We start from the raw sequence: 16,327 nt of genomic DNA, 5'->3' as shown, positions 1-16,327 counted from the left end.
TTATGGAGTTGGATAAAAACCCCGAAACATTGTTGATAATTACTAAAAAATAGCGAAAAATTATACAAAAAACAAAGACAAACTTTGTAAGAACTCTAGATAGAATACATAAGCCTCACCTTTTTTCTCAAAATCATGGGCAATATTTTTGGTCATCTATTTCGCATCAGTACTTTTGGCGAGTCTCACGGCGGCGGCGTGGGGGTTGTGATTGATGGTTGTCCTCCCCAATTAGAAATTTCGGCAGAAGAAATTCAAGTAGAACTAGATAGAAGGCGTCCCGGACAAAGTAAAATTACGACGCCTCGCAAAGAAGCAGATACCTGCGAGATTTTATCAGGGGTATTTGAAGGCAAAACTCTGGGAACGCCTATTTCAATTTTGGTGCGGAACAAAGACACTCGTCCCCAAGACTACGATGAGATGTCCGAGAAATATCGGCCATCTCATGCTGATGCAACTTATGATGCCAAATATGGCATTCGTAATTGGCAAGGCGGGGGTAGATCGTCAGCGCGTGAGACAATCGGAAGAGTAGCAGCAGGTGCGATCGCTAAAAAAATTCTTCGTCAAGTCACCAATGTCGAAGTTATCGCTTACGTTAAGCGCATCAAAGACTTGGAAGGTGTCGTTGATCCAAATACTGTCACCTTAGAACAAGTGGAAAGCAATATAGTGCGCTGTCCCGATCCTGAATGCAGCGATCGCATGATTGAATTGATTGAGCAAATAGGTAGACAAGGTGATTCTATCGGTGGTGTAGTAGAATGTGTGGCGCGAAATGTGCCAAAAGGTTTGGGCGAACCAGTATTTGATAAATTGGAAGCTGATATCGCCAAAGGTGTCATGTCTCTTCCTGCTAGCAAAGGCTTTGAAATTGGTTCCGGTTTTGGGGGAACGCTGCTAACCGGAATTGAGCATAACGACGAATTTTATATTGATCCAAATGGTGAAATCCGTACACTAACAAATCGTTCTGGTGGTATTCAAGGAGGAATTTCCAACGGAGAAAATATTATTTTGCGAGTTGCATTTAAGCCGACAGCAACAATTAGAAAAGAGCAGAAGACTGTAACTCGTGAAGGCGAAGAAACGCTCTTAGCAGCCAAAGGACGCCACGATCCTTGTGTATTACCGCGTGCAGTTCCAATGGTTGAGGCAATGGTGGCGTTGGTGCTGTGTGACCATTTGTTAAGGCATCATGGGCAGTGTAAGGTCTTGTAGGCTATATCGACTGATAGATGAGGTAGGAGTTAGGAGGGAATAAGTAATGCCCAATGCCCAATGCCCAATGCCCCATTCCTAATTCCAATCCTGTTCCTCTTTCTTGCCACGACTTTTGTAAACACCCCCCAAATTGTGAATTTGGCGAGTTTTCTCAAAAAGCTCGGCTTCGGTCAAACCCCACTGCTGCAAGGCTTTATCTAGGTCTTTTTGGATATCTCTTGCCCCTGGAAACCCTTGATAACGCATTCGCAGCCTAGCTAATTCTGCTAAGTTATAGTCTGTCGCCTCTTGAGAGAGTAAAATATCAATAAGGGGGCGATCGCGGCTATAAAGAGGATGTTGTTGGTCTTTACCTGCCGATGCATCATTGATCATGAGTCAGTCCTGAGTGTCGTTAGCGGATAGTTATGGTTGAGCTAGTGCTGAGGGCTGAGTTTTAAGTTTAGCCCAGAGTAGAGGAGCAGGAAAAGCAAAAGAAAATCATCTTTTGCACTGAGAAGCTAATTGTCAAATTAACAACTCCTTACTAACTCCTAACTTTTAACTCTTAACTCCTAACTCCTAACTCTTCTTAGACGGCAAGTACACCTGATGTCTTACGGCTCTCACCACTGCCACTTAAGTTTAAATAAAGTTACATTAGTCCTTAAGAAAATACAAAAAACTTTAGATGAGGGTGAATTTTATCTCACCCAAAGTCCAAGCAGCGAGGGAGCAAGAACCCATTATGTTTGAACACTTCACTTCCGAAGCCATTAGAGTAATTATGTTAGCTCAGGAGGAAGCCCGTCGCCTGGGACACAACTTTGTAGGAACAGAACAAATTCTCCTGGGTTTGATGGGAGAAGGAACTGGGGTTGCTGCTAAAGTGCTGGCCGAATTAGGCGTTACCCTCAAAGATTCACGTCGCGAGGTAGAAAAAATTATTGGCAGGGGTTCTGGCTTTGTACCACCAGAAATTCCTTTTACTCCTAAAGTAAAAAGCCTCTTCGAGCAATCGTTTAAAGAAGCTCATAGTCTGGGACAGAATTACATTAACACTGAACACTTACTCTTAGGATTGACCGAGGCTGGTGAAGGTGTTGCCGCCAAAGTACTGCAAAATCTAGGAGTTGACTTCAAGACTGTCCGCAGTGCCATAATTCGCCGTTTGGGTGAAAATGCACCAGCTTTAGCTGGTGGTGGTAGTCAAAAGCGCACTCAACCACTAACTATGGAAGAGTTTGGTCGGAATTTGACCAAATTAGCACAAGAAGGCAGACTTGACCCCGTAGTTGGTCGCCAAAAAGAAATTGAGCGGGCGATCCAGATCCTCGGTCGCCGCACTAAGAATAACCCAGTGTTGATTGGAGAACCAGGAGTTGGTAAAACTGCGATCGCAGAAGGTCTAGCTCAACGGATTATCAACCAGGATGTTCCCGAAAGTTTGCAAGACAAGCAAGTTATCAGCCTCGATATGGGGTCTTTGGTAGCTGGAACTCGCTTCCGTGGCGATTTTGAAGAACGCATCAAAAAAGTCGTAGAAGAAGTCCGCACTGTGGGCAATATCATCTTGGTGATTGACGAAATTCACACCTTGGTTGGCGCTGGTGGTACAGAAGGTGGTTTGGATGCAGCAAACATCCTCAAACCTGCCTTAGCACGGGGTGAACTCCAGTGTATCGGCGCAACTACCCTTGATGAGTATCGTAAGCATATCGAACGCGATGCCGCCCTAGAGCGTCGTTTCCAACCGATTATGGTTGGCGAACCCTCAGTAGAAGAAACCGTACAAATTCTTTACGGCTTGCGCGGCGCTTACGAACAGCACCACAAAGTCACAATTTTGGATTCAGCGCTTGTAGCAGCAGCAGAATTATCAGACCGCTACATTAGCGATCGCTTCTTACCAGATAAAGCAATAGACTTAATTGATGAAGCTGGTTCTCGCGTTCGTCTGCGGAACTCTCAAATTTCTCCCAATAAAGAACTCAAGCGTGAACTCGCTGGCGTTACCAAAGAGAAAGAAGCAGCAGTCAGAGTCCAAGATTTTGACAAAGCTACCCAACTGCGTGACCAAGAGTTAAAACTCGCAGAACAACTGCAAGCAACGTTTGCACAAAACGATCAACCCGTCAACTCGACTGTAGTTGACGAAGAAGATATTGCCCAAATCGTTGCCTCTTGGACTGGCGTACCAGTCAACAAGCTTACCGAGTCTGAGTCAGAATTGCTTCTGCACCTAGAAGACACTCTGCATCAACGGCTCATCGGTCAAGAGCAAGCAGTCTCGGCTGTATCTCGCGGTATCCGTCGCGCCCGTGTCGGCTTGAAGAATCCTAATCGTCCCATTGCTAGCTTTATCTTCTCTGGGCCTACCGGAGTCGGTAAAACAGAATTGGCGAAAGCATTAGCTGCCTACTTCTTCGGTGCGGAAGACTCCATGATTCGCCTAGATATGTCCGAATACATGGAAAGCCACACCGTCTCCAAGCTAATTGGTTCGCCTCCTGGTTATGTCGGATACGACGAAGGTGGACAACTTACAGAAGCAGTGCGCCGGAAACCGTACTCAGTGCTGCTATTCGACGAAATCGAAAAAGCACACCCCGATGTATTCAATATGTTGCTGCAACTCTTGGATGACGGTCATCTTACCGATGCCAAAGGTCGGAAAGTGGACTTCAAGAACACGCTGATCATTTTGACTTCCAACATCGGTTCTAAGGTGATTGAAAAAGGTGGTAGTGGTTTAGGCTTTGACTTTGACACTCAAGCCGACGCTAGTTATAACCGCATCCGCACCTTGGTAAATGAGGAATTGAAAGCTTACTTCCGTCCTGAGTTCCTTAACCGTCTCGATGAAATTATCGTCTTCACCCAGCTTTCTAGAGATGAAGTGAAGCAAATCGCTGAGATTATGCTTCGTGATGTTTCTAAGCGCTTGACAGAAAAAGGAATTATCTTAGAAGTTACCGATCGCTTCAAAGACCGTGTAGTACAAGAAGGCTACAACCCAAGTTATGGTGCTAGACCATTACGCCGGGCAATTATGCGCCTCCTAGAAGATTCTCTCGCCGAAGCAATGCTGTCTGGTGAAATTACAGATGGAGATACAGCGATCGTTGATGTTGATGATGACTCTCAGGTAAGAGTGCGAAAATCAGAAAAACGAGAATTGCTCTTGGCAAATGTTGGCTAATTTTATACCCGATCACCTTTTGCTGTAATATTTGAGAATCACTCCAGCCTCTCATCTAAGTAGAGGCGATCGCAGGGGCATCTCCGACAAACATAAAGTGAAATGGTATTATATCTTTCACCCCTAGTATTTCTACTGGGGGTTTTTTTATCAAAATATTTCCAATAAATCAATTATCTGAGGGATTTTCAGAAAATAAAATATACAAATAATATATTTTGACATACTCCCCCGAATTATATTCGGGGGATTCTAAGCTCAAATATCAATTGCAGGCGTTGCCTGTCTAACATTGCCTAACTTAGGAGTCGATGCCCCGACTTTGAATGTTTTTTCTCATTGTTAATTTTCTCACAAGAACACTAATGAGAAAACTGGGTATGCATCTAAATTTAGAATGAAATAATCTTACATAGGAGGAAAAATATGTTTGTTTTATTACCTCTAGTTTCATTAATCGTTCTATATGGAATTTTTTATCAGAGAGGTAGTTGCTGGCGCAGTTCGGTATTATCAGCAGCTATAGTTTGGGGATTTTTATTAACTGGAATTACTGAGATTTTAAGTTTAGGCAAATTGCTGGTATTTTTTTGGTTGGTAGGAGTATGGATACTGATCAATATTGTACTAATCTACATATATTTTCAACTCGTTAAGAAAAAGAAGCCGATTGCCAATCAAAAAACGACTCTTAATCTGTCACCTTTCTCAATTCTGTTATTGTGCGGTGTAGCTTTTATCATTGCCTCTGTTAGTTTAGTTGCTTTAATAGCGCCGCCCAACAACTGGGATTCGATGTCCTATCATATGGCTCGTATAGTTCATTGGATTCAAAATCATAGTGTCGCCTATTATCCAACGAATTATACAGCACAGCTATTCTTAAGCCCTTGGTCAGAATTCGCCATCATGCATTTACAAATTCTGAGTGGTGGGGATCGTTTAGCAAACCTTGTTCAATGCTTTAGTATGGCTGGTAGCATTCTTGGAGTGTCACTTATTGCAAAACAAATTGGTGCGGATTTGCATGGTCAGGTTTTCTCTGCTGTTGTATGTGCCACTATTCCTATGGGAATTCTTCAAGGTTCAAGCACTCAAAATGACTATGTAGTTTCTTTCTGGTTGGTTTGTTTTGTTTACTATGTATTATTAACATTAAATCAAAGTAAGAATAAAACCAATTTATTCAAAATTAGTGCAAGCTTAGGACTGGCTATTTTGACCAAAACGACAGCTTATATTTACGCATTTCCATTTTTATTTTGCTTTTTTATTCTCAATATAAAAAACCTTGGTTGGAAAATATGGAAAATCGCTGTGACGATGGGATTTGTAGTTTTAATTATTAATATTGGTTTTTATACACGCAACTTGGATTTATTTCATTCCCCTCTCGCAACAAATCCAAAATTGACAAATTTGGATTATACAAATGACGTATTTAGCCTTCCAATATTAATATCAAATATCATTAGAAATATCAGTTTGCATATTGGCATACCATCATGGAAACACACATTTCTTAGCTCAGTCCGTGATGTCATTGAGGGAGATATCCGCATACTCCATACAGTTTTAGGGGTAGATATCAATGACCCTCGTACAACATGGGTGGGATTTTCCCTTCCAACTTCACTAACCTTATTACATGAAGACAGGGCTGCTAATTTTATTCACTTATTATTAATAGTGTTGGCTATTATTTTCTGTCTAAGTTGGAAGCGTTTAAGAAGACAAAAATATCTGGTAGTTTATGGTGCGCTTGTAGTTAGCGCATTTCTACTATTCTGCTTACTTCTTAAATGGACACCGTACAATAGTCGCCTTCATCTACCTCTTTTTGTGTTATTTTCTCCATTTGTTGGGGTAGTATTGTCGAATTTGCCTCAAAATAAACTGGTCAATTCTATAGCTGTTATTTTGATACTTTCATCACTTCCGTGGTTATTCTTTAATCAATCTCGTCCTCTTATTTCTCTTCTTTCGACGCTCAAGGATGGTAGGATAGAGAATATCTTTAATACCAGCAGAACTAATCAATACTTTAATAATCGAGTAGAACTAAGAGAGCCTTACATTGGAGCAACTAACTTTTTGAAATCTCAAAAATGTTTTAAAGTGGGATTGTCAATTCGAGCTGATGATTGGGAATACCCATTTTGGATACTCTTGGAAAATGATAAAACTCAAGAGATTCATATTGAACATATTAATGTCAAGAATATTTCTTCAGTAAAATCTAAAGAATATCCCTATAAAGACTTCATTCCCTGTGCCATCATTTCTATCGAGCCTCAAAACAATCAAGATAAAACAAGTGAGGAAATAGTTACTCAACAAGGCACTTATATTAAGGAATGGTCGGCAAAGCCAGTCAGTGTATTTATGGCACGTTGAAAAATTCCTTAGAGGATGTTTTAAATGTCATGACTCTTTTGCCAATAATTCTGATGCTGTTTCACTTTTAACTACATTCTCAGAATCATCAGATTTATAAAAATTATCTGCTATATCTTTGATAAAACCAGCTACAGGTACTGCGATTAGCAAACCCAATACTCCACCAACATTGGTTCCTACAAGCAAAGCGATTAACACCCATATTGGTCTGATACCAGTAAATTTGCCTAAAAGTCGTGGTGCGATCGCTTGATCAATTAACTGGTCAATGACAACAGCTACTGCAAAAATCTTCACTGCTAGCCAAAAGTCATGTGTGGCTATTATTAAAGTTATTACAACAAGACTGACGACATCGCCAAAGGGAATTAAACTCAAAAGCCCAACCCCTAAACCAAAAAGTAAAGCAAACTGGACTTGAAAAGCTAAAAACAATAATGTTAATGAAACTCCCATCAGCAAAGCCAAACTTCCCTGACCAATCAAGTAATTTTGAAAGTTTTGTTGAATAGATTGACTTACCTTCTGAGCAAAACCTCCAGGTAGCCTTTTAAATATCACCTCCCAAATCCTTGGCCCATCTAACAACAGATAGAAAGTCAATACTATTGTGATTAATGCCTCAGAGATACTATCAATCGTATCTATAATAATGCTTAAAAGTTTATCTGAAAGAAACTCTAATTCATTGGGTAATTGCTGTGTTAATCGGCTTAATAACTGACTTAAATCCACATTTACTTTGTGCCTAAAAAACCAATCATTTAAAATATGAAGTTTTTCTTTACTAGAATCAATCCATTGGGGAAACACTTTCACCATCTCATTAAATTGCTCTAAAACAATGGGAATCAAAGTTATACCCAGAGCAACGATAATGATCAATGCTGAGATAAAAACTAATGCTACTGCATAGCCACGTTTCACTCCTCGCTTTTGGAGAATGGCAACAGGATAGTTTAAAACGAATGCAAGCAAAGTAGCCAAAACAAGAATTGTTACGACAGGTTGAAAATTTTTAACCAGCAAAAATGCTAGCCAACCATTGAGAAACACTAAAGGAAATAATAGCGTAAAAATTAACCATCTAAGTAATTGATTCAGTGAAAAATTCATAATTAATTTAAAAATCCAAATTATTTTAGTTAGTAACCCAAGTTGCTAGTTACTCTTATGGGCGATCGCTTTGGGACAGTAAAGCAATAAAATGCCCTCCAAGAAGAGAAAATTAGGAGGGCTAAATGCTAAACGAAATAATTTCCATATATGCTATCATAGACGACCTGTTAAAGGCGATTGGGCATAATGAAGATTGTCGTCGAGAGATGAATGACGCAGAAATTATTACAACGGCAATAACATCGGCGATGTTCTTTAATGGTAATCATAGTAAGGCTTGTACCTATATGAAAGAACATAAGTTGATATCTAATATGTTAGAAAAGTCACGATTTAACCGGAGATTACACAGTGTCTCAATGTTAATCAACGACTTGTTTCATCAAGTGGGAATGGCACTGAAGGAAATTAGTGATTCCACTGAATATCTTTTAGACTCGTTCCCAGTGCCCATCTGCGATAACATCCGTATCTTTAATGTAAAAATAATACAGTCGGCGCAGTATAGAGGTTACATCGCATCGAAAAAACGATATTTTTACGGGGTTCGAGTTCAGTTATTAACAACCAAAAATGGTATTCCTGTCGAATTTGTGTTTATGCCTGGTAGTGCCAACGATGTACGTGCTTTAAATGCCTTACCCTTGAATCTACCACCTGGTAGTGAAATTTATGGTGATTCAGCTTACACCGACTACACGATTGAGGATGACTTGGAACAAACAAGTCACATTTCTTTAAAAGTCATGAGGAAAAAGAACTCCAAGCGTCAAGACCAGCCTTGGAATCAATATATTAAACAACATACTCGGCATTATATCGAAACTGTGTTTAGTAGTATCACTTGTGTTTTTCCAAAATCAATACATGCAGTCACTTATCAAGGGTTTTTACTTAAGCTACAAGCATTCATTTTTTCTTTTACTCTTCAACAAGCTTTTATTGAATAAGTAATTTATACAACTAATAGGCATTTAAGTAGCTGAATGCTGGCAACAATGGCATCGGCACGTTGGCGCTAGGCACCAACTTTGTTGTACGCGATCGCATGAATTGAGTGATAACAAGTGCATATCAGTCGATAACCAGCAACTTGGGTTAGTAGATTGAACCGAGTAATTAAATATGTTCAAGGCTCAGAACTTGCACCAGTCCCAACAACCGCCTCAGAATGAATTTTGGGGCTACTAGCTAAAGTTTATCTATTGAAGACTGGGTAAGGTTTATAGTCCACGCTTAGTGGGCTTGTGCTATTAACCAGAGAATTTATTCTCTGGCTATAAAGTGGGCAGTGCAAGATATAACCAAGGGTAAGTACATGAGAAAAATCTTCCCCTATTCCCTACCCCCCACTCCCCATTCCCCCAATCACTAACTTTCAGCAAAAGCTAAAAATTGCTCCTCATTTATTCGTCCTGCTTGATACAGAGTATTAGTAATTTCCGAAATAGTTAAAACTGCATGACTACGATAACCATTTTGCTGTAACCTATCTTTCACCCCTTGTTCATGATCGATAAATACCACAATATCATTAACATTTAATCCTGCTGATTCTAACTTTCCTGCGCCTTCCATAACACTTTTACCACTGATGAGAATATCGTCAACAACTACAACTGTTTCACCAGGATGGAAATTACCCTCAATTACTCTCCGAGTCCCGTGAGCCTTTACCTCTTTACGAGGGAAAATCATCGGACAATGAAGGCGCAAAGCTAAACCAGTCGCAGTAGGTAAAGAACCATAGGGAATACCTGCTAATCTATCAAAAATGAGATTCTTCAAAATATCTTGATATGCAGTGAGAACTTGATTAAAAACTTGGGGATTGGAAATAATTTTGCGTAAGTCAATGTAATAAGGAAATATAGCTCCTGATGCTTGGACAAAGCTACCAAACATAATGCAGTCAATATCATAAAGTTGTAAAATCAAATCTTGGTAGGGATGCTGATTTAGGAAACAAACATCAGGAAACCACACAGAACATGTGGAATTTTCGTGAACAATTTCAGTTTTGATTTGATTAATTTCTGCGCGTAAATTTTGAACTTCCTCAGATAGTTGGGTGTTTCCCAACATATCTTGAGGAACAGGAATCAGTAAACCATCACCGTTAGTATTCAAACCCGCTTCTAAAATTTGCTTCAGCTTTGCACCTTCCGCCCAAATGCTACGCGCCATAATAATTCGTTCAGGCGCGATCGCTCGAATAAGTGCTAAAATCTCAGGATTTGTAGTTCCCACTTCCAAACCCAATTGTTCTGGAGTTCCCCAGGTCTTTGATTCTTTTACTACCTGTAAATAAAGGGGTGATTCGTTTGTCGGATATTGCTGTAAAGCTTCTGCGCCTGGATTAGAAGTACAGCATAAAATAAACACCGCTTTATCAGGATAGACCAAAAAAGGTGCTACATGATCTTGTCCCGTATAAGGACTAAGAGTGATTGCATCCACCTGCCATTCTGTAAACACAGTCCGAGCAAAAATGGTACTAGTATTTAAGTCACTGTGTTTGGCATCTAAAATTACTGGAATATGGGGTGGAATAGCTGCTAAAGTTTTGTACAGCAATTCTAAACCGGGAATACCTAATGCTTCGTAGAAGCCAAGTGTCGGTTTATAGGCACAAACATAATCAGAAGTTTCGGCAATAATGAATTGTAACCATTTCTCCAAACCAGTGATCAGTTCTTCAGATTCATAACGCACAGGCATCATCTCTGGATTTGGATCAAGTCCTACAAACAGTAAGCTTTGATTTTGCAAGATATTACGATTCAATTTATCAAAAAAGTTCATTTTTATTAAAAAAGTTTGTTTACGAAAACATTGATTCTGTTAATTCCGTTCCGCCAGCTTTCCGCCCCAATAGAGAGTGAATAACTGCAAATAAGATAAACATTGGCACTGAGGCAAAGTGAACAATTCGCAATGCTTGCCAACTGCCAAAGAAATCCACAATCCAGGGAAATTGAGCAGGTTTATACATTCCTATTCCTGTAAATAATGCCAACAGCAAGATCGGAATAATTGCTGTATAGGCAATCCGATGCCAAGCATAAATTAGGCGTTTGGAATTTTGACTTTTTTGTAATGCTTTGAGGTCATTAGCACCTACAAAGCGATGTCGCCAGCGTCGGGTAACTAAAATGTAAATTCCATACCACAAGAGATTCAGCGAAAATAACCACATTGCTGCAAAATGCCAGTGTCTACCTCCTGCGAGCCAACCTCCTAACGTAAATATCGGAGGAATGTGCAAACCTGCACGTCCACCAAAAACAGGGTTGGCGTTGTAAATTTGTAGTCCACTGGTGAGCATGATAAATAGACTAATGATGTTACACCAGTGGAAAATTTTGGCTCCTATTGCTTGAGTAGGTAGCTTTCGAGTTTGAGAGGAGGTCGAAGTCATAGATTTTGACTGATAAAGTTTGTTGTTTATCTGTCTTGAGTAATATAGTCCAGCAAATTTGAAGGTGGGCATTACTCACTTTTATTTTCCCATCCTATGACTCAGTATTCTGACATTGATGGTTTACCATCTGCTGTTTTAAATGTCAGTTTCAGTGTGGCTAAGGTTGTTCTAAGTTAAATTTTCAAAATTGGGCGATGTCTACGATGGGCTATTGAGTGGCTTTGGTAAGATGCTGTACCCTGTTTTAGTGCCCACGATCAAAGTATTCTATCCAGTGTATCTCTAACGGCGATCGCTAATTGGACTTCCTGGGCAATCAGTTGTGCTGGGTCTGGTGACAACCGTTACCCACACAATCAGCGTTTTTCGCAGCACTCCTGCGTGTGAATTATATCGTTTATATTTCCGACAATATCTGAAAAAAACTGAAAGTTTAAATAATAATTGTGTTGAACAGTTGTTTTAACTCTCAGTTTAGGCGCGGCTAGTGTTATTGCTGTAGTTTGCTAGTTTAGTTAATGCTGCTAAGAAAGCACTCTATTAAAAAATCAAAGGACGCTATATCTACCATGGGCTACGCGATCATATTATAGTTTAATATAGAAGTTATCATCAAGTAAGGAACTTGAGTTATGGCTAGTGCGACCATCACGAGCAAAGGACAAATAACTATTCCTCAAGAAATTAGGGATTATCTTAATCTGGACACAGGTAGTAAGGTTGATTTTGTCATTGATGAAAATGGAGCAGTCAAACTGATTCCCCTTCAGGTTTCTATCCAAACCTTATCAGGGTTTTTACACCGTCCGGGAATGAAAAGCGCAACTTTAGAAGAAATGGAAGTAGCCATCCAAGAAAGTTCAAGTGATTGGACTTGATACAAATATTTTAGTGCGTTACTTGACCAAAGATGATGAAAAGCAGTGGAAGCAAGCTGCTGAAATCATTGAAAGGGGAGAGCAATGTTTTGTTGCTAATATAGTTCTCTGTGAATTAGTCTGGGTTTTGCGCGGGAACCCTTATCAATTTAGTAAGGAAGAAATTAGTAATACCATAGACTTGATGCTGCAATGTTCGGTGTTTGAGTTAGAAAATCGCTCTGTAGCTTATCAAGCATTACAACGATTTAAGCAGGGAAGTGCAGATTTTTCTGACTATTTAATTGGTGTAATCGCTCAAGATTATGGTTGTAATTCAACAGCAACTTTTGACAGAAAGCTGAGAAATGAAAAGGGATTTGATTTATTTGAGTAATGCTCATTTCTAAACTAGGCGATCGCTTGTCGATTTATACTCTAAACTAAGGCGATGTCTCCGATGGGCTACGCCTACGGCAGCTTTCGGCTCAATGATATACCAAAATGAATGCGTGAATTACTCAAATGAGTAAGCAAACTAGGATTTGAGAAAGTAAAAGCTGCTTTTGTTTGCGGAAAACACTAAAATGCAAGATTAAAAGCTGCTTTTGTTTGCGGAAAACACTAAAATGCGAGATTAAAAGCTGCTTTTGAAGAAGTAAAAGCTGCTTTTGCTTGCGGAAAACACTAAAATGTGACATTAAAAGCTGCTTTTGAAGAAGTAAAAGCTGCTTTTGTTTGTGGAAAACACTAAAATGTGAGATTAAAAGCTGCTTTTGAGAAAGTAAAAGCTGCTTTTGAATAAGTAATCAGACATTTTTACTTAATTTAATATGAATTTCAGTCTAGGCGATCGCTTATGGGTTTACGCAAATTATCTTCAACCAAGCGAAAATAACTAGCAAAATACCGTACATCTGCCACTAAAGATGTAATAGGAATATTCCCGGTTAAGTCGCCTCGTCTTGTCATTGCTGCCAAATATTCTCTTAAAGTTTGGCGACTAATCCATAAATCAATACCTTGTTCCGCAAGTGCTTGCAGTCGTTCTGTCGCTTGTATATGAAATGGCGACAAAGCTAAATTTGCATAAACTAAAATATTCGTATCGATGAATACAGAGCTATTAGTCGTTTGCATAAAGGTCTTCCCTACGGAAAGTTAAGCTTTCCGAGACTAATCCTACAGGATAGGCGGAAAATTTGAGAGACGCTTTCTTTTTTTCCGTCTCTACTTCTTCAGCCAAAAGCTTTTCATCAATTACTATTACCACCTGATGTTCACCCTCTGGAATATCCAATGGTAACTGCGCTGTAATCTTACCATCTTTGCTAACAGTAGCAATTGTTTCTATACTTTTCATCTCATTTATCCTTGTTCAATCCATTACAGCTAACACAGCTTTTGGCAATAACTTATCTTTAAACCAAACAATTCTCGCAGGGACATCGTTTAATTTTACTCCCGCTTTTTCTAAATTAAGTCTCTCGGAAATTGCCAAAATCAAATCATCACGTCCAGCCCGTCGCACTTGAGAAAACTTCTTTTGTAAATATTCTGGTCGCCAATAACCAACAATTTCTAATAAGAAAGTGCGTCCATCAGGATGCACTAAGCGAAAATCGGGAATCATCACACTACCAGGGATTGGTATCAAATCCACTTCTCGCTCTAATGCCCAACCACTTTTCAACGCATCCCATTTATCAGCAAAGGATGCTTCTAGCATACTATCGTAGGGCTTCCCTGGTGGATAATGGGATACCAAACCACATTCGGAATTGAGAGTAAAACGTCCAGTTTTCCAACTATTTGTATAAACGTCGCGGGTTTGGAGAATCGACGAAAGACTCCATTTAGTAACGTGAAGTAAAGCGGGAATAAGTTTAGCGATCGCTAACCCATATCGTGTACTAGGATTAAACAAACTCGTTGGCCCATCTATCGTAATTGTAAACCCGTGGTCAGCATCACCCTCAATATAAGCCATCAATTGAAACAACTTTAAATAGCGAAATAACAGCTTATATTCACCCGGAACATTCCGATGAGCATTCAATACAAGTTGACTGGCTTTATAAAATACACCCTGCACCTGAGATAAATTATATCTATTTAATAAATCTGGCGCTGTTGGTGCATCAAAAACAGTCAAAATCTTATTTTCAGATAAATCAGCATATAGTCCATTCCGAACCTGTTCTAATAAAACTTCCCGTTCAAGTTCTTGAGTTAGCTCATCAGCAATTTTACTCAGGGTAACTTGTGTTGATTCTCGACTAGAAACCGATTTTGCAGCCAACGAAAACACCCGTTCTCTTAACATTTGTGGTTCCAAAGGACTAACCACCTCAAAAGTGCAAAAACTGCTTTTGAGAATATAAGCTAATCCCCGCTTCACTCGATAATCTGTAGAATCTCCTTCAAAATCAGTCAGTTGTCGCTCAAGCACACCTTGAGTCTTCCCCACTGCTGATTGAAAGTAATTAATTAACTCAATCGCCAACTCGGAAGTTTTTTGATCAATCTTCAGTCTCTTCGGAATGATCTCCTCTCCGTTTTGGCGATGCATCAGTAAGTCTGTCGGTAACATCTGCTGAATTTTGGATTTTAGATTTTGGATTTTGGATTGAATAATTAATTTCTAACTGTTCCGCAGCCTTCAAACTCCGTTCCTTCCCACTCCCATACACAACCTGCAAATTTCCTTTCTTCTCCCCTTGTCCCCTTGTCCCCTTGTCCCCTTGTCCTCTTCTCCTAGCCGAAGTCCCCTCCTCACTCGTATCCTCCGCCACCACCTCATACAAAATCGCCTGCTTATTCTCAATATTCCCCTTTCGTAAAATCCTACCCAATCGCTGAGTATACTCTCTAGCCGAACCCGTTCCCGATAAAATAATTGCAACAGTTGCCGCCGGTACATCAACCCCTTCATTCAACACATGAGAAGCAACCAAAGTATTATATTTACCCTCTCGAAAGTTTGTTAATATCTCATGGCGTTCTTTCACAGGAGTTTGATGAGTAATTGCCGGAATTAGCAACTCTTGAGAAATGCGATAAACCGTCGTATTATCAGCAGTAAAAATCAAAATTCTTGCTGGATAATGTTCTGCCAATAAATCAATCAAAATTCGCAACTTTCCATCAGTACCCAAAGCGATATCTTTCGCTTCTCGATGCGCTAACATAGCCCTACGTCCAGATTGCGATCTAGCGCTCATTTGCACGAACATTTGCCAACCTTGTAAACTTCCCAAAGAAATCTTTGATTGCTTTAAAAAATCATTGCGGGTTTGAATTAGTTGATTGTATCTTTCCCGCTCAAGTTGCGATAACTTTACCTTAATTTGAACAATTTCATGTTCTGCTAACGCCTTTCCCGCCAAATCTTCAGCGCGTTTGCGATATACTTCTTGACCAATGAGGATATTTAACTCAGCGTGTTTACCATCGGTGCGTTCTGGTGTCGCGGAGAGTCCCAAGCGATAAGGTGCGATCGCATATTCAGCAATCACCCGATTAAAATCTGTGGGTAAATGATGACATTCATCAAAAACAATCAAACCATATTGATTTCCCAACGTCTCAGCGTGAATTGCTGCACTATCATAAGTTGCAACGAGAATTGCTGTTCTATCCCGCGAACCACCACCCAACAATCCCACCTCAGCATCGGGGAAAGCTGCTACCAAGTGTGCATACCACTGGTGCATTAAATCCAAAGTTGGCACCACAATTAGCGTCGTGCGCGGCGTTGACTGCATCGCCATTTGCGCTAAATAAGTCTTTCCCGCCGCCGTGGGAAGCACAACAACCCCTTGTCTACCCGCCAGTTTCCAAGCTGTTAGCGCTTCAGTTTGGTGGGGATAGGGTTCCATTTCTAGACTAGGAACCAAATCTACAGGATAAAATTGCTTTGCCTCATCGATAAAATTCACATCTTCCGCTTGTAGTGCTTCCACTAGCGATCGGTATCTAATTGCGGGAATGCGGAATTTTTCAACTCTATCATCCCATGTAGCATAATCCATCCAACCTTTGCCGCGTGGCGGTGGATGCAAAATTAATGTGCCGCGATCAAAATTTAATGTAGGAGTACGAGCCATGAGTATTGAG

At 40.0% G+C, this 16,327-nt stretch carries 14 protein-coding genes; 6 read left to right on the top strand and 8 right to left on the bottom strand.

Features of this window, described 5'->3' with window-relative positions; all coding sequences use genetic code 11:
- The first annotated feature begins 135 nt into the window (after nt 1-135).
- Nucleotides 136-1,224, top strand: a complete 1,089-nt coding sequence (aroC, locus tag CDC33_RS06770) for a chorismate synthase (RefSeq protein ID WP_109007838.1) — start codon at nt 136-138, stop codon at nt 1,222-1,224.
- 78 nt (nt 1,225-1,302) lie between these two features.
- Here aroC and CDC33_RS06765 read toward each other — a convergent pair whose 3' ends face one another.
- Nucleotides 1,303-1,602: a DUF3288 family protein gene (locus CDC33_RS06765; RefSeq protein WP_109007837.1), complete on the bottom strand. Its 300-nt coding sequence runs from the start codon at nt 1,600-1,602 to the stop codon at nt 1,303-1,305.
- Nucleotides 1,603-1,954: 352 nt separating this feature from the next.
- Between CDC33_RS06765 and CDC33_RS06760 the strand changes: the two genes are divergently transcribed.
- The gene (locus CDC33_RS06760) at nt 1,955-4,408 is read left to right on the top strand and encodes an ATP-dependent Clp protease ATP-binding subunit (RefSeq protein WP_109012472.1); all 2,454 of its coding nucleotides are present in this window, start codon (nt 1,955-1,957) and stop codon (nt 4,406-4,408) included.
- A gap of 426 nt (nt 4,409-4,834) precedes the next feature.
- Entirely contained in the window at nt 4,835-6,805 is a 1,971-nt protein-coding gene (locus CDC33_RS06755; RefSeq protein WP_109007836.1) for a glycosyltransferase family 39 protein, read from the top strand.
- Between the two features lie 27 nt (nt 6,806-6,832).
- On the opposite strand, the gene CDC33_RS06750 is transcribed toward CDC33_RS06755, so the two are convergent.
- Complete coding sequence (locus tag CDC33_RS06750) at nt 6,833-7,924, bottom strand: AI-2E family transporter (RefSeq protein WP_109007835.1); 1,092 nt, start codon at nt 7,922-7,924, stop codon at nt 6,833-6,835.
- Between the two features lie 125 nt (nt 7,925-8,049).
- Here CDC33_RS06750 and CDC33_RS06745 point away from each other — a divergent pair, with 125 nt between their 5' ends.
- Nucleotides 8,050-8,877, top strand: a complete 828-nt coding sequence (locus CDC33_RS06745) for an IS982 family transposase (RefSeq protein ID WP_109006873.1) — start codon at nt 8,050-8,052, stop codon at nt 8,875-8,877.
- A gap of 421 nt (nt 8,878-9,298) precedes the next feature.
- Here the strand turns inward: CDC33_RS06745 and CDC33_RS06740 are convergent, their stop codons facing one another.
- The gene (locus CDC33_RS06740; protein WP_109007834.1) at nt 9,299-10,732 is read right to left on the bottom strand and encodes a bifunctional orotidine-5'-phosphate decarboxylase/orotate phosphoribosyltransferase; all 1,434 of its coding nucleotides are present in this window, start codon (nt 10,730-10,732) and stop codon (nt 9,299-9,301) included.
- A 19-nt stretch (nt 10,733-10,751) separates the two neighbouring features.
- Nucleotides 10,752-11,348: a cytochrome b/b6 domain-containing protein gene (locus CDC33_RS06735; RefSeq protein WP_109007833.1), complete on the bottom strand. Its 597-nt coding sequence runs from the start codon at nt 11,346-11,348 to the stop codon at nt 10,752-10,754.
- A 635-nt stretch (nt 11,349-11,983) separates the two neighbouring features.
- Between CDC33_RS06735 and CDC33_RS06730 the strand changes: the two genes are divergently transcribed.
- Complete coding sequence (locus CDC33_RS06730) at nt 11,984-12,229, top strand: AbrB/MazE/SpoVT family DNA-binding domain-containing protein (protein ID WP_109007832.1); 246 nt, start codon at nt 11,984-11,986, stop codon at nt 12,227-12,229.
- Nucleotides 12,216-12,605 carry a type II toxin-antitoxin system VapC family toxin gene (locus CDC33_RS06725; RefSeq protein ID WP_109007831.1) on the top strand — a complete coding sequence of 130 codons (390 nt, stop codon included), beginning with the start codon at nt 12,216-12,218 and terminating at the stop codon, nt 12,603-12,605. Before CDC33_RS06730 ends, CDC33_RS06725 begins: the two co-directional genes overlap by 14 nt.
- A 443-nt stretch (nt 12,606-13,048) precedes the next feature.
- Here the strand turns inward: CDC33_RS06725 and CDC33_RS06715 are convergent, their stop codons facing one another.
- The 4 genes from CDC33_RS06715 to CDC33_RS06700 are packed head-to-tail and all read right to left on the bottom strand — an operon-like array spanning nt 13,049 to nt 16,317.
- Nucleotides 13,049-13,348, bottom strand: coding sequence for a type II toxin-antitoxin system VapC family toxin (locus CDC33_RS06715; RefSeq protein ID WP_109007829.1), 300 nt, complete (start codon nt 13,346-13,348; stop codon nt 13,049-13,051).
- Complete coding sequence (locus CDC33_RS06710) at nt 13,335-13,571, bottom strand: hypothetical protein (protein WP_109007828.1); 237 nt, start codon at nt 13,569-13,571, stop codon at nt 13,335-13,337. Before CDC33_RS06710 ends, CDC33_RS06715 begins: the two co-directional genes overlap by 14 nt.
- A 15-nt stretch (nt 13,572-13,586) precedes the next feature.
- Nucleotides 13,587-14,801 (bottom strand): DUF790 family protein, encoded by a 1,215-nt coding sequence (locus tag CDC33_RS06705; RefSeq protein WP_109007827.1) that lies wholly within the window; start codon nt 14,799-14,801, stop codon nt 13,587-13,589.
- Complete coding sequence (locus CDC33_RS06700; RefSeq protein WP_109012471.1) at nt 14,731-16,317, bottom strand: DEAD/DEAH box helicase; 1,587 nt, start codon at nt 16,315-16,317, stop codon at nt 14,731-14,733. The genes CDC33_RS06705 and CDC33_RS06700 overlap by 71 nt, the downstream gene beginning before the upstream one ends.
- Nucleotides 16,318-16,327: the final 10 nt, after the last annotated feature.

This window comes from Nostoc commune NIES-4072 (assembly GCF_003113895.1).
Lineage (GTDB): Bacteria > Cyanobacteriota > Cyanobacteriia > Cyanobacteriales > Nostocaceae > Nostoc > Nostoc commune.
This window is presented reverse-complemented; position numbering and strand designations above follow the sequence as displayed.

Excerpts from the sequence above, each read along its gene's own strand:
- CDC33_RS06730 (WP_109007832.1), top strand. The coding sequence starts at position 11,984 with ATGGCTAGTGCGACCATCACGAGCAAAGGACAAATAACTATTCCTCAA.
- CDC33_RS06735 (WP_109007833.1), bottom strand. The coding sequence starts at position 11,348 with ATGACTTCGACCTCCTCTCAAACTCGAAAGCTACCTACTCAAGCAATA.
- CDC33_RS06750 (WP_109007835.1), bottom strand. The coding sequence starts at position 7,924 with ATGAATTTTTCACTGAATCAATTACTTAGATGGTTAATTTTTACGCTA.
- CDC33_RS06705 (WP_109007827.1), bottom strand. The coding sequence starts at position 14,801 with ATGTTACCGACAGACTTACTGATGCATCGCCAAAACGGAGAGGAGATC.
- CDC33_RS06710 (WP_109007828.1), bottom strand. The coding sequence starts at position 13,571 with ATGAAAAGTATAGAAACAATTGCTACTGTTAGCAAAGATGGTAAGATT.
- CDC33_RS06755 (WP_109007836.1), top strand. The coding sequence starts at position 4,835 with ATGTTTGTTTTATTACCTCTAGTTTCATTAATCGTTCTATATGGAATT.
- CDC33_RS06700 (WP_109012471.1), bottom strand. The coding sequence starts at position 16,317 with ATGGCTCGTACTCCTACATTAAATTTTGATCGCGGCACATTAATTTTG.
- CDC33_RS06765 (WP_109007837.1), bottom strand. The coding sequence starts at position 1,602 with ATGATCAATGATGCATCGGCAGGTAAAGACCAACAACATCCTCTTTAT.
- CDC33_RS06715 (WP_109007829.1), bottom strand. The coding sequence starts at position 13,348 with ATGCAAACGACTAATAGCTCTGTATTCATCGATACGAATATTTTAGTT.
- CDC33_RS06760 (WP_109012472.1), top strand. The coding sequence starts at position 1,955 with ATGTTTGAACACTTCACTTCCGAAGCCATTAGAGTAATTATGTTAGCT.
- aroC (WP_109007838.1), top strand. The coding sequence starts at position 136 with ATGGGCAATATTTTTGGTCATCTATTTCGCATCAGTACTTTTGGCGAG.
- CDC33_RS06740 (WP_109007834.1), bottom strand. The coding sequence starts at position 10,732 with ATGAACTTTTTTGATAAATTGAATCGTAATATCTTGCAAAATCAAAGC.
- CDC33_RS06745 (WP_109006873.1), top strand. The coding sequence starts at position 8,050 with ATGCTAAACGAAATAATTTCCATATATGCTATCATAGACGACCTGTTA.